Raw genomic sequence first — 14,176 nt, forward strand, 5'->3', positions numbered from 1 at the left:
TCATTCAAATACACCATCGTCATTCAAACACAAATTATTCAATCAATTCAATTAAAACATATCACAATGAAAGAAGAAGATTTATCACGCATCAAGCAATACCCCATCGTGGAGTATCTTGAAAGGAAAGGCATCAAGCCTGTACGCAGAACACCAGTCTATGCGTTGTACCGCTCACCGCTGCGTGCAGAAACACATCCGAGTTTCAAGGTGGACACAGAGAAGAACCTTTGGATAGACTATGCCGAAGGCAGGGGCGGAAGCATTATCGACCTCTGTATGCGTTTGGAGGGCTGCACGCTATCGGAAGCCATTTGTCGTTTGGGACAGACCGCTTCCGATAATATACCATGTAGTTCTCGTAAAAACTTCGTGCCTAATAATTTACAACCTACAATGGCTGCAAACGAGGCAAGGAGACTGATAAGCATATCAGACACCCTGCCGCCATATTTGCAGGAGTATCTTACAAAGGTACGCTGCATTAATTTGGAGAAGGCAAAGGCTTTCCTTAAATGTATCAGCTATGAGGTAAGAGGCAGGCGCTATCAAGCCATCGGCTTTGCCAACCTGTCGGGAGGATATGAGCTTCGAGACAATCACTCGTTCAAGGGAACGATAGCCCCGAAGGACATTACTTCCATATTTACGGACAAGATAATAAACCCAATACAGCCAATTTGCGTGTTTGAGGGATTTATGGACTTCCTCTCCTTTCTTTCAATGAAAGAGGAGATAGCCAGCCACTGCCTTGTGATGAACTCCGTCAGCAATGTGGCAAGGACAGTTCGCTATCTGAACAACCACAACCTATCCCATATCCGTGCCTTCCTTGATAATGATGAAGCAGGGCGAAGGACTACCAATGATTTCGTCAAGGCAGGTTTCAAGGTGGAGGATATGTCCCGATATTACAAGGACTTCAAAGACCTCAACGAGTTTCATGTCAGCCGTATGCGTAAGCAGGAGCAGCAGAAAGCGCAGGAACGGACACGGATGTCGGTTACGGAGCAAAATCAAAACAAGTCAAACATAAAATGAGATAAAAACATGGAAAAGCAAAAAGTCAGTAACGAGGGAATGGATAATACCATCCATTCCACCAAGCAGTATTTTGGACTAAATCAGATAGAAAATTCGTCTGAACATATCATTGCCGAACTTCGGGCAAGGAAAGCAAGGCTTATTCAAGAGTCTAACGAACAGGACACAGAGAACACTACGCACTCTGAACCTGCGCAGCATACAGAGAATGCAACCGTTCAAAGGCGCGTCAGTGCCAAGATGAGACGGGAAACGCTCGAAGCTTACAAACAAACCTACCTTGTCCCAACAAGACTGAGTAACCGGAAGGCGGTCTATCTGAGCCGAGAAACGCAGGAGCATGCCTACTTCATCGTGCGCAGGTTAGGCAACAGGGGCAGCAACCTTTCAAGTTTCGTGGAGAACATCGTGCGCATTCATTTGGAGGAGTATGGTGAGGACATAGAGAAGTGGAGAAAGCTGTGAGGCACAGGAAAAGGGGGCGAAGACTTTTGGGAAAAGGGGCTATTATTCCACTCAAAACCCTCAACCCTTTTTTAGAGAACATATCAACAGACATTTGTCAAACATACTGAATGATGAGAACACCACGAACACAGTTAAACATAGAATGCACAGCATTCACTTTCAAGCAGCAAAACGCCTTGTGCGTAAACGTTTCGTTAGCTGACATTGCAAGACGTCAGTTTGTACCCACAAACTGCTCTTGCTCCCCTCGTCAGACTATCGGGGAGATAAGACCGTAATCACTCCGTTCTCATCGGTCAGTGTTCGGGAATTAAGTAACAACGAATCATCTGCAATGATTAACTTTCAAAGAAACTTATATGAAAAGATACAAAGGAAAAGCTGCCCAATGGCAGCAACTGGATAAAGAAGAACAGCGGATGAACAAAACGGAGTTCATCAAGACAAGATGCACCTTAGAGGAGAAGCATCGTATCAAGTCAAAAGCGGAAAGTACAGGGCGGAAGTTCTCAGAGTACTGCCGTGAGATACTCCTTAACAGAGAAGTAACAGCCGTTCCCAAGATGACAGACAATGAGAGGGAAGCCATTGCCATTCTCCAGCATACAGGAAGGTTTTATGGGCAGATTTCCAATCTCATCAAGGTTAAGGACGAGGATTGGCTACATATCACCAAGAACCTTTCGCTATGTGCCAAAGAGGCATTTAAGCGGTTTTACGACCCGCATTTTCGTGTGGACGATGAAATATATAAGGTCTTAAATCTAACAAGAGATGATAGGTAAATGTAAGGCGATATCGCATGGCAGCACAGCTTTAGACTATATTTTCAGAGAGGGCAAACTCGGTAGTCGGCTTGCCTTCCATAATCTTTGCAGCAGGGAGCCAAAGACTATCTATGAGGAAATGAAAGTGGTCAGTGACTACAACAGCCGTTGCAGGAACAAGTTCCTGCGTATTGAAATCGGTATCGCACCACAAGACGAGAAAAGACTGCCTGTATCCGAGCTTATGGGAATAGCCCATCTGTTTGCCAAGCGAATGGGACTTGACAACCACCAATGGGTGGCAGTAACGCACAAGGACACCGACAACAGGCATATCCATATTATTGCCAATCGTATCAGCCTTTATGGAGAGGTCTATGATACCACCTTTGTAAGCAACAGGGCAGCAAAGGTAGCAGAGGAAATAAGCAGGGAGAGAGGCTTGACCATCGCAAAGGAGGTCAAGGCGGAAAGGAAACATCAAAAGGAAAAAGCCAGCCCTACAAGAGAGCAAACAAAGCAGCAGATGCAGAAGATTTGCTACACCTTGCTTGACAAGTACAAAGGTACAGGCATCACCGGGTATTCCATGTTCCTTTATGAATTGAACAAGAACGGCATTTCCATTGACCGCTTGAAGAACAAGCAGGGCAAGGTCTATGGCTTGAAGTTCTCATATGCAGAACAAACCTTCAAGGCTTCCGAAATCGGCAGGGAGTTCGGCTACCGTTCCTTGCAGAAGAACTTTGAAGCAACCAACAAGGAAGAACAGAAGAAACCACGCCGAACGATACAAGAGCCAATAGAAAAGGAAGAACAACCTGATAAAGGCTACCAACTTGTACCTAAAAGCCGTTCATACATACCACAAGCATCAAAAGAAACTCCGCAGATTGCACAGGCTATCGGTACAATGGCAGATGCAGCCATTAGCGCAGCCGATGAAGCAGTGGAAGGATTGGGCGATTTGATTACACCATCCGCACATGGTGATGACTATGCCGAAGCAGCATGGCAGCGTAAACTCAGATACCAAGCCAATAGAAAGAAAAGATGAGGAAGAGGAATATAACCCACAACCAGACAATCAATCAAAAATGCAGAAAGAAGAATATTTCATCAAAAACGCTTGTTATTCGGTAACAAAGTCTTATCTTTGCAAACAGAATAACAAGCGTTCTTTGTTAGGCAGAAAACAGCGAAGCCAAGTAGCTCGCTCGTTTCCAAATCGTTACCTGTTTAGTTGTGTCAATAAGGTAACTTCTTTATTTTCAGATAGATATATTTTTATAATTATCTTGCAGTGCAAAAGCCAAGCTTTTAAATCACAATTCATATTATTCTGATTATCAATGGATTATGAAACGCGTCCCGGATGCGGTTTTTGTAATGTAATTTCGCGGTGCCGGTCGGGTCGAATGTTCGCTGCCAAGAGCCTGTTTACCATTACCTGAATACGATTTTGAGTCATGAGGAGGTATGTGTTATTCAAAATTGGAACAAAAAACAGCAAGTCTCATGATTTGATGAAACCTTGTGTGGGGCACAAAATTATTTGGGACACTATTGAGTTTTATCCCGTTTGTCTTGGAATTTACACGAAAATTGCTTATTTTTGCAAACATGATAAGAATCGACCGTCATATAGAAGTGTTGCTCTTGGAAAATGACTGCGTCATCGTGCCCGGACTTGGAGGCTTTGTAGCCCATGAAGTAGAAGCTCGCTACGATGCCGATGATGCGCTTTTTCTCCCTCCCGGAAGAACCATCGGGTTCAATCCGGCATTGAAACTGAATGATTCTTTGCTGGCGCAATCAATTGCCGACACTTACGACATGGGTTATCCTGAAGCCGTAAGAGTGATGGACAAAGAAGTAGAGAACATTCTCACAACTATAGAAGAAAAAGGAACATACGAATTGTTCGATTTGGGAGAATTGAGCAAGAACGGTGATGGAAAACTTGTTTTTGAGCCTATCGATGGCGGAATACTTGCACCGGAATATTACGGCTTTGGAAGCTACGAGATGAACCGTAACTTGCGAGAGATGGGAAATCACAATCAAGCCCATCCCGAAGAGTGTGTGGCAAAGCCGAAATTCATTTATGTGGAAACAGTTGAGGGAACAAACGACAGGCGGCTGAGCATCAGCATGAAAGCGTTGAGAGATGCTTCTTTGGCTGTAGTCGTCCTGACTTTTGTATTCATAGCCGGTTTTACCAGTCAGCAAAAACGAGCGGGGAACGTTCAAGAGCCATTGAAAAGCGGGGTCTTATATAATGTCATTGATGAAAGCAAGCCCCAAATCTCCCCCACCCCAATGATCAAAGCGAAAACGAGGAAAACCGAACAGGCAAAAACCGATCAGGCAAAGCATCATTGGGCTATTGTTTTGGCAAGTCATGTAACAGAGAAAAATGCCTTGTCATTCGTTGAGAAACTCCATAAGGACGGTTACACCCATTCCTATGTTCATCATGGGAGACAAAGCATCAAAGTTTTATATGGGTCGTTCCATTCGGCTCAAGCAGCCAGAGAGGAGTTGAACTCATTGCGCTCGAAGGCAGCATTCAGCCAGTCGTGGATTCTCGAAGTGAAAGAATAGCCAGATATGAAACGTGTAAAATGTCCGAAATGTGATGATTTCATCATCTTTGACGAGACAAAATATAAATCCGGGCAACGTTTGGTCTTTGAGTGCCCTCAATGTCATAAACAATTCGGGATAAGAATAGGTGTTTCAAAATTGAGAAGAACACAGGCGGAAGAGAATATTGCAGCCAAGGACAATGTATCAGAAACTCAATATGGATGGTTGCAAGTCATAGAAAACGTGTTCCATTACAACCAAGCCATTCCTCTGCATCTCGGAGCGAATGTCATAGGGCGATACATGAAGGGCAATCCCATTAACTGTCCGATAGAAACGGTTGATCCGAGTGTGGATATGACGCATTGTGTCGTTTATGTCGAAAAAGACAAGAATGGAAAATTAAAATATTCGTTGCAAGACGGACCTTCCTATACCGGAACCTTTGTCGATAATGAATTATTGGCAAACAACGAACGTAGGATAATCTTCAACGGAACGTTGTTCACCATAGGGGCGACAAGCATTATTCTGCATACGCCGGAAACGACGGATTAGCTTGTGTGCGCGACGCCAACACCTACACTTAATTTGTCTGCTCTCATGTTAAAGCAGATACGAACCAAGAAGCGGGATTGCTCGCACATCAAAACATTAAATATATATATTGACTTTAAAACCATAACATAAAAATGTTAATCAATTACAGCAACGTAAATATTTACCAAGACGATCGTTTGATCTTGAAAGATGTTAATTTTCAAGTGAACGAAGGTGAATTTATATATATAATCGGCAAAGTCGGCTCCGGGAAAAGCTCGCTTTTGAAAACCATTTATTGCGAATTGGATGTGGATAAAGGCGATGCCGAAATGGCAGAAGTTCTTGGAGTTTCAGTTCTATCCATGAAACGTCGAGCCGTACCCGCATTGAGAAAACAGATGGGAATTATCTTTCAGGATTTCCAACTACTTCATGACAGAAGCGTTTATAAAAACCTTTATTTCGTATTGAAAGCTACCGGATGGAAGAATAAAGACGAAATAAACGAGAGAATAGAAACAGTTCTGAAAGAGGTGGGAATGTTGGATAAAAAAAACAAGATGCCCAGTGAGCTCTCCGGTGGAGAACAGCAACGCATTGCGATAGCCAGAGCATTACTAAACAACCCGGTCATCATCATCGCGGATGAACCCACCGGCAATCTTGACCCGGAGACAGCAACAAACATTGTCGGTATTCTTAAGCGAGCCAGCGAAGAGGGCACAACGGTCATCATGTCCACACACAACATCAACTTGCTAAATCAATTCCCCGGCAAGGTTTATCAGTGCAAAAACGAAGAGTTTCGTATCGTTAATGACACCAAGGACACCAATGACCCAAATGACGAGAAAATAGAAATCATTGCCGATCCGCTCGACTTTCAAGACGAGGAAGATGCCACCCGGCAATCATAGGTTTGAACACTTTAATCCCCCCAAGAATATGAAAGTGATGAAATTTGGAGGAACTTCCGTAGGAACTCCTTCACGCATGAAAGAAGTTGCGTTATTAGCCATAAAATCCGATGCGCCGACGTTTCTTGTGCTATCAGCCATGAGTGGGACCACCAACACACTCATAGAAATCTCAGAATATCTCTACAAAAGAAACACGGAGGGAGCAAATGAACTTATAAATAAGTTAGAACAAAACTATTTACTCCACATAGAAGATCTTTTTTCTACCCGGCGATACAAAGATATAACAAGAGATTTCCTTAAAGAGGAATTTAACTTTCTGCGCTCTTTTACCAAAGAAATGTTTACCTCGTTTGAGGAAAAGAGCATAGTTGCCCAAGGTGAAATCATATCGACAAATATGGTAACCAATTACTTGTTGGAACAAGGCGTAAAAGCTAAACTGTTACCGGCTTTGGACTTCATGCGAACCGATAAGAACGCGGAACCTGACGCACTATATATAAAAGAAAAACTTACAGATATACTTGCGAAGAACGCGGATTATCAAATCTATATCACGCAAGGGTTTATATGCAGGAATGCTTACGGAGAAATTGACAATCTTCAGAGAGGAGGCTCAGACTATACGGCTTCACTGATAGGAGCTGCCATCACAGCAGATGAAATACAGATATGGACCGATATTGATGGCATTCATAATAATGATCCTCGCATAGTGGAAAAAACGGAAACCGTAAGGCAACTTAACTTCGAAGAGGCATCCGAATTGGCATACTTTGGCGCAAAAATTCTTCATCCCACATGTGTACAACCGGCTAAATATGCGGGAATACCCGTCAGATTGAAGTTCACCATGGATCCGGAAGCTGAAGGCACCATCATAAATAACAATTTGACACGCGGAAAAATCAAAGCCATTTCTGCAAAAGACAACATCACGGCTATCAAGATAAAGTCAAGCAGAATGTTGGGTTCAACCGGATTCCTACGCAAGGTGTTTGAAATTTTTGAAAGTTATCAGACCTCTATTGACATGGTTGCAACAAGTGAGGTGGGAATGTCGATGACCATAGAAAACGACACACATCTGTCAGATATTACCGATGAACTTAAAAAACTTGGCACTGTAACAATTGATAAGGAGATGTGCATTGTCTGCGTGGTAGGAGATTTGGACTGGAACAATGTTGGTTTTGAAACACTGACAATGGAAGCGATGAAGGACATTCCCATTCGTATGATAAGTTATGGAGGCAGCAATTACAACATATCTTTCCTAATTCAGGATAAGGACAAGAAGCATACTCTGCAATCTCTTTCTGACCATCTTTTTGGATGATTGTCGGGAGAGATGACACAATTACAAAAAACATAATGCGGCGCATCAGACTGCAAATAAAAAATGATAGTTATAGACAATATCTCGATAATAGTATCATTGGGGGTGATTTTGTTAGCGATTGTTTCACCTCTTATCAACCCCTTTTTCCGAAGACCGAAATTCAATAACCCCATGCATGAAAATTCTGTCTCTGACGATGAGGAGACAAAATTACCTGCTATCTCTGTCATTCTCACTCCCAACGAGAATGCAGACGCACTTTCAGAAAACCTTCAAATCTATTTGGATCAAGATTATCAAAACTTTCAAGTTATCGTTGTAGCGTCCAAGGGAGATACGGAAACTGAAGACGTGCTGAAAAGCTATCATGACAGTCCTAAATTATATACAACCTTCATACCCACAACCTCAAGATATATGAGCAGGAAAAAACTTGCGATTACATTGGGGGTGAAAGCAGCAAAGCATGAATGGATATTGATGGCTGATATTTCTTGTAAACCAATAACGAACAAGTGGCTGGAAGCTTTGGCGAAGAATTGTACTGAACAGAGGAACTTAATTGTCGGATATACAAAATATGATGATGATACACCCGACTTTTGGAAGTTTGAAAGACTGCAAACCACCTGTTACCTTGCAAGGGAATATCAAAAAGGAATGGGATATAGAAGCATTACTAATGCCTTATTGTTTAGAAAGAGTGAATTTATTGCACAAGATGGATTTCGAGGCAATTTAAAATTCATTAGAGGGGAATATGATTTCATGATAAACAAGTATATGCATAAAGGCTCTATTGCTTTCGAGTCATCAATAGATGGTACTCAAATTGAGCAGTCTCCCTCACAGAAGCATTGGATAAATCAACACCTATTTTATATGGCGAATAGGAAACATCTTGAACGTAGCTTCCGACACAGATTTCTCTTTCTGATAGATCAAGCATTTATGCATATCGCATATATAGGAATTATTCTCGTTTTGGCTTTTTCTATTTATAAGCATTTATGGTTAATAACCATTTGCGCTTCAATAGCACTTGTTGTATATTTAACTCTTCGCATGATGATTGGCAAAAAAGCCATCAGCCTATTCAATGGGGATATTCCCACATGGAAAATCATCCCCTACGAACTGAGAATAATATGGCAAAATTTAAGCTATAAAGTGAGATATTGGAGAGCAAACAAAAATGATTTCATTACGCACAAGATATAAATGAAAATTCTTCACTATATAGAAAATTTCTCACAGAATGATTTGCTTTCGGATCATCTCAGTTTGCTGGTATCTGAAGAGAGTAACTATGTAGATGCGAGCCTCATAAAAAATAAGAATGAGCTTTTAAAACAATTAAGAAATGAGGCTCCTGATATTGTGCATTTCCATAACTGCTGGTCTCGAAAGACTTATCGCTGCATAAGAATTGCAAAATCTGAAGGATGCTTTACCATCCTATCCCCACATTGGGAACTGAACAGAATCAATCGTTGTGAGAGGAAACTTACCAAATCAATCATGGCAATCGCATTTCAAAAGAACGCAGTTAAAATGGTTGATGCACTATTGGTGACTGGCAATGACGAACTCGAAGAAATAATAAAACTGGGATGGAAAACAAGAATAGACAGCGTACCATCGCATCTGCTAAAACATGAAATAAGCCCGGAAGCAATGGCACAAGAAACCATAACTTTCTATCGTAAGGTAATGGATACCGGATATAGAAGAAGGATGAACAAGGCAGAGTTTAATTGTCTGAACAGCTTGTTGCATATAGGATTATTAGAGAATGGCATGTTAAGAAATATGCCGAATGAACATCTCATAGAGCTTCGTAAACTGAATCCACAGCAATGGCAACGCATTTTACTATTTTCAGATGATGAGGATATACGTGAGATGATAAATAAAGGAATAGAAAAGCTTCAACTTTCTGTCCCCGATATTGACACGAACAATATATTGAGATATTTACCGTTAATAACAAAGCAGGCAGGAAGTCTTGATAAAGAAAATCTCTTCGCTACTGATGTTTTTACTCGAAACAAAACTGAAAATGTGATAGAAGATGCAGATTCAGAACTAAAGACCGGAACCATCATGTTCCTAAATGCCAAATACTTGTTAAACAAAAATAAGTTTACCCTACATCATTTGGCAGATATCTACAAGTTCTTGAAAACATGCGACTACGATGAAGTAAAATTATCAAGTTTACTAAAGAAAATGCACATTTATAAATTTGCGAGACGCATACTTCAAATTCTTTCCAACTATTTGTTTTTGGAAGAAGGTTTTATGCCATTCAAACCTCTTGACGATAAAAAGACAACAAAACTTGAACAGACGATTATAAACATAGAAAAATACTAACAAAATAATACAATCGTGCTATGATAAAACAGTATGACTTAAAGAAGGATGAACGATATCTTCAGTTGCTTTCGCAATCATTCCCCACAATCGCGGATGCCAGCACAGAAATCATCAACTTGCAGGCTATCCTTAACTTACCAAAAGGAACTGAACATTTTCTTGCCGATATACATGGAGAGCATGAAGCTTTCCAACATGTTCTGAAAAACGCATCAGGCAATATAAAAAGAAAGGTAAACGAAATCTTTGGTGATACACTGAGAGAATCCGAGAAACGCAACTTATGCACACTAATCTATTACCCGGAACAAAAACTGGAATTAGTAAAACAGGAAGAGGAGGATATTGATGACTGGTATCACATTGTTATCCACCAACTTGTAAGGGTTTGCAGAAACGTATCCAGCAAATATACACGCTCGAAAGTTCGAAAATCTCTTCCTATCGACTTTTCGTACATCATTCAAGAACTCCTACATGAGCATTCAGATGATAAGGACAAAACAGATTATGTGAGCACGATTATCTCAACCATCATTTCTACAGGTAGAGCAGACGACTTCATCATAGCCATGAGCAAAGTGATACAACGACTGGCTATCGATCAGCTCCATATCATGGGCGATATTTACGATCGTGGACCAGGGGCTCACATCGTGATGGATATTCTGAAAAATTATCATACTTGGGACATAACTTGGGGAAATCATGATGTTCTGTGGATGGGGGCAAGTGCCGGTAACGACGCTTGTATTTGTAACGTCATCCGAATAGCTCTGAGGTATGATAATATGGACACTATAGAGGATGGATATGGCATTAATCTCATCCAATTGGCAACATTTGCAATGGAAGCTTATGGAAATGATCCTTGCACTGAGTTTATGCCTAAAATATCACAATCCGATTCGATTGATGAGAAAAGCACATTGCTAATAGCACGTATGCACAAGGCTATCAGCATCATTCAATTTAAGATAGAAAGTCAGATTATCAAACGCTATCCGTTCTGGAAAATGAACAATCGCCTTCTATTGGACAGAATAGATTACGAAAAAGGAACTATCCTGATAGATGGAAAAAATTACAATTTAAGTTCATGCCATTTCCCCACTGTTGATCCAAAGAATCCGCATAAACTCACCGTGGCAGAAAAAGCATTGATAGACAAACTGCACCATTCGTTTACGTCCAGTGAAAAACTACGCGAACACATTCAGCTTCAATTGCGCCATGGATGTATGTACAAAGTTGTAAACAATAATCTTCTCTATCATGCTTCCATACCATTGAATGAGGACGGCACTTTGAAAGAGGTTGAGATATGTCCGAAGAATATGGCCAAAGGGAAAGATTTACTTGATAATATAGGAGTTATTATCCACAGAGCTTTCCAGCCAAAGAACGAAACAGAAGACTTAAAAGAACTCAATTATGCCATAGATTATTTCTTGTACTTATGGTGTGGTCCCAACAGTCCTCTTTTCGATAAAGCAAAAATGACTACTTTTGAACGATACTTCATCAAGGAGAAAGAAACGCACAATGAGGAAAAGGGTTTTTACTATAAATTTCGCGATAAAGAGGAAACTGCTGACTATATCATGAAAGAATTTGGAGTTACCGGACCGAATAGGCATATCATAAATGGGCATGTGCCGGTTCATGTCGTGAAAGGCGAAAGCCCTATTAAAGCCAACGGAAAATTAATGGTTATCGATGGAGGATTTTCACAGGCATATCATAAAGAAACAGGTATTGCCGGATATACACTCGTATATCATTCAAGAGGCTTCCAACTTGTACAACATGAACCATTCGCCTCTCAGGAAGATGCCATAAAACGAGGAATCGACATTGTCAGTACCACACAGATTGTGGAGATGAAACAAAGTAGATTAAAAGTTGCTGATATGGATAAAGGAACTGAGTTGAAACTCCAAATTGAAGCACTCGAAGAATTATTATATGCTTATCGTCACGGATTTATTATCGAACAAGAACGAAAAAATCCACCAAAGATTTAACAAAAAGGTCTCTAACAGGCAGTTTGCAACATTATCGACATGCACTACCATAGCATCGGCTGACTACTCCCGACAAGCTTGACACTGCTTCTTTCAGATTTCATCTCACGATGAATTTGTGCCTTTCCACAAAACCCTTGCTGCAGTTTGTGTAATTCGAAAGAATTTCAGAAATTTGCAAATGTGTAAGTTCCATTTTTCTTTTTTATACCTTGTCAAATACAAAGATAAGGAAAAAGGAACTTACACACTTTTATAGGATAATACCTTTATTTCACGTTGAATGTCGTAACTTTCATGTTATTTTTTTCATTCAGTTTATCCGGGTCGCCTAAGTTGATTCCGTATTCTCCTGGTTGTAAGTTGTCTATTACAATGTAGTAAGAACTCTCTCCATACTTTTTTGCCTTAAAGTCAATTTGTCCCAACGAGTTAGATTTCGAAGCAGAGAAAGTACCTGCTTCGGCGAGTTGTGCTCTGCGCTCTTTCCCTTTAATTTCAAAAGGAAAAATGTTGATAAATGAAGAGGGATCAGTATCGTTGTTGGCAGCCTTTATAATGAAACGCACTTGCCCCGAAGGTATGGAAATTTTAGACGATTTTCCCGGAAGCGTAAGACGCGTTTTCACTTTACCAATACCTGTCAGATACAACGAAGCGCCAGCTTTCGTTTTTATGACACCTGTCTCTCGTGGCAATAACTTGTAAGTGTTGTCGGAAGTTAATAAATAAGTTTGATCTGCAAATTCTGGTTCAGGAACAGTAACCCTTTGCGCAAAAATAGTAGTCAAGCTGAAAAGCAATGATACTGCAAGTAATAAACTCTTTTTCATATTCGTGTAATTTTAAAATAAAAAACCTTATTATGCGGCAAAAGTAAATAAAAAATTACAAAAATCAAAACATTTTAGTAAAAAAACAATATGCCTTTCCATCTCGCAGAGTCAACCAGCAAGTGCAAAATTATAAAACGTATTTGAAGAATTCACACTTTGGAGTAGAAAAGTTTAATTTTTCTCTCGGTCTTTCGTTCAATTTCTTTTGTATCGACATAATTCTCTTGTCTGTGTNGTACGCAGAGTCAACCAGCAAGTGCAAAATTATAAAACGTATTTGAAGAATTCACACTTTGGAGTAGAAAAGTTTAATTTTTCTCTCGGTCTTTCGTTCAATTTCTTTTGTATCGACATAATTCTCTTGTCTGTGTAATGTTCAAACGAATCCTTTTTCGGTATATATTGTCTGATTAGTTTATTTGTATTCTCAATAGCTCCCTTTTGCCAAGAACAATATGGATCAGCGAAGTATACGGGCACGCCCAAGAACTTGGTAATGTCCTTATGTGCTGCAAATTCAGGTCCGTTGTCTGTTGTAATGGTCTTCAGACAGTCCTTGTATGGTGGCAGCAGTTTCCTAACTACCTTTGCCAGAGGCTTTGACTGCTTTCCAAATGGCAGTTTCTGCATAAGCAGCATATTGGTGGATTTCTCTACCAGTGTGAGTATGGTATGCTGGTCAGGGTCTACGATCAAGTCCATCTCAAAATCTCCGAATCTCTTCCCGTCAACTTCCTTACTTCTTTCATGGATACTCAACCTGTCTTTAATTGGAAGATGTCTGCCCTTGGGACGATGTCTGTATTTCATCTTATGCCTTGTGTGTTTGGCAAGTTCCCCTGTTGTATCATTATGAATGATATTATAAATGGATTGGTGGGACACCTTTATTCCCTCATTCTTGCGCAGATAACCTGATATTTGTCGTGGAGACCACTGGTCATTGGTGATATATTCCTTAATTCTCCAGACTAATTCGTTAGAGAGCCTGGCGTTCTTTACCGTTCTCTTTCTGCGCTGCATAGCCATATCGTGCGCCTTTGTCCAGATATACTTTTCTGATGGCGTGCTGTTGCGTTTGATTTCACGTGATAGTGTTGACTGACTGATGCCGACGATTGTGGCAATCTCTTTTCTCCCTGTTTTCTTTTGGAGTAAGGCGAAAATTTGCGACCTTTGCTCCGAGGTTAATTGATGATATTTCACAATACAAAGTTAATTAATCTTGGGGAGACAGAGGTCTCCCTTTTTT

Annotated in this window: 13 protein-coding genes and 1 pseudogene; 11 read left to right on the top strand and 3 right to left on the bottom strand. The window is 40.6% G+C overall.

All coding sequences use genetic code 11. The features are described 5' to 3' along the window. Nucleotides 1-66 precede the first annotated feature (66 nt). The 11 genes from E0E16_RS04075 to E0E16_RS04130 all read left to right on the top strand — a co-directional run bounded on the left by E0E16_RS04075 (nucleotide 67) and on the right by E0E16_RS04130 (nucleotide 12,088). Nucleotides 67-1,041: a DUF8464 domain-containing protein gene (locus E0E16_RS04075; protein ID WP_130829023.1), complete on the top strand. Its 975-nt coding sequence runs from the start codon at nucleotides 67-69 to the stop codon at nucleotides 1,039-1,041. Nucleotides 1,042-1,050: 9 nt separating this feature from the next. After that, nucleotides 1,051-1,509, top strand: a complete 459-nt coding sequence (locus E0E16_RS04080; RefSeq protein ID WP_130829025.1) for a DUF3408 domain-containing protein — start codon at nucleotides 1,051-1,053, stop codon at nucleotides 1,507-1,509. A gap of 362 nt (nucleotides 1,510-1,871) precedes the next feature. Further along, nucleotides 1,872-2,297: a plasmid mobilization protein gene (locus tag E0E16_RS04085; RefSeq protein ID WP_130829028.1), complete on the top strand. Its 426-nt coding sequence runs from the start codon at nucleotides 1,872-1,874 to the stop codon at nucleotides 2,295-2,297. Further along, on the top strand, nucleotides 2,287-3,336 hold the full coding sequence (locus tag E0E16_RS04090) for a relaxase/mobilization nuclease domain-containing protein (RefSeq protein WP_130829030.1): 1,050 nt from the start codon (nucleotides 2,287-2,289) through the stop codon (nucleotides 3,334-3,336). Before E0E16_RS04085 ends, E0E16_RS04090 begins: the two co-directional genes overlap by 11 nt. Before the next feature lie 566 nt (nucleotides 3,337-3,902). Then, nucleotides 3,903-4,886: an HU domain-containing protein gene (locus tag E0E16_RS04100; RefSeq protein ID WP_130829034.1), complete on the top strand. Its 984-nt coding sequence runs from the start codon at nucleotides 3,903-3,905 to the stop codon at nucleotides 4,884-4,886. 6 nt (nucleotides 4,887-4,892) lie between these two features. Continuing rightward, complete coding sequence (locus E0E16_RS04105) at nucleotides 4,893-5,429, top strand: FHA domain-containing protein (RefSeq protein ID WP_130829036.1); 537 nt, start codon at nucleotides 4,893-4,895, stop codon at nucleotides 5,427-5,429. 134 nt (nucleotides 5,430-5,563) lie between these two features. Further along, nucleotides 5,564-6,331 carry a cell division ATP-binding protein FtsE gene (locus tag E0E16_RS04110; RefSeq protein ID WP_130829038.1) on the top strand — a complete coding sequence of 256 codons (768 nt, stop codon included), beginning with the start codon at nucleotides 5,564-5,566 and terminating at the stop codon, nucleotides 6,329-6,331. 28 nt (nucleotides 6,332-6,359) lie between these two features. Further along, a complete protein-coding gene (locus tag E0E16_RS04115) occupies nucleotides 6,360-7,676 on the top strand; it encodes an aspartate kinase (RefSeq protein ID WP_130829040.1) in 1,317 nt (438 codons plus the stop codon). Between the two features lie 174 nt (nucleotides 7,677-7,850). Continuing rightward, entirely contained in the window at nucleotides 7,851-8,900 is a 1,050-nt protein-coding gene (locus E0E16_RS04120; RefSeq protein WP_321166765.1) for a glycosyltransferase, read from the top strand. 300 nt (nucleotides 8,901-9,200) lie between these two features. Then, entirely contained in the window at nucleotides 9,201-10,058 is an 858-nt protein-coding gene (locus E0E16_RS04125; RefSeq protein WP_130829044.1) for a glycosyltransferase, read from the top strand. Nucleotides 10,059-10,078: 20 nt separating this feature from the next. Beyond that, entirely contained in the window at nucleotides 10,079-12,088 is a 2,010-nt protein-coding gene (locus E0E16_RS04130; protein WP_130829046.1) for a fructose-1,6-bisphosphatase, read from the top strand. Between the two features lie 269 nt (nucleotides 12,089-12,357). On the opposite strand, the gene E0E16_RS04140 is transcribed toward E0E16_RS04130, so the two are convergent. From E0E16_RS04140 to E0E16_RS04150, 3 genes and pseudogenes are all read right to left on the bottom strand, one after another. Next, complete coding sequence (locus E0E16_RS04140) at nucleotides 12,358-12,921, bottom strand: hypothetical protein (RefSeq protein WP_130829050.1); 564 nt, start codon at nucleotides 12,919-12,921, stop codon at nucleotides 12,358-12,360. Between the two features lie 130 nt (nucleotides 12,922-13,051). Beyond that, nucleotides 13,052-13,162: pseudogene (locus E0E16_RS14230) on the bottom strand (IS30 family transposase); the annotation flags it as partial. Between the two features lie 26 nt (nucleotides 13,163-13,188). Beyond that, the gene (locus E0E16_RS04150) at nucleotides 13,189-14,130 is read right to left on the bottom strand and encodes an IS30 family transposase (RefSeq protein WP_130829052.1); all 942 of its coding nucleotides are present in this window, start codon (nucleotides 14,128-14,130) and stop codon (nucleotides 13,189-13,191) included. Nucleotides 14,131-14,176 lie beyond the last annotated feature (46 nt).

Source organism: Prevotella rectalis, assembly GCF_900607215.1.
GTDB lineage: Bacteria > Bacteroidota > Bacteroidia > Bacteroidales > Bacteroidaceae > Prevotella > Prevotella brunnea.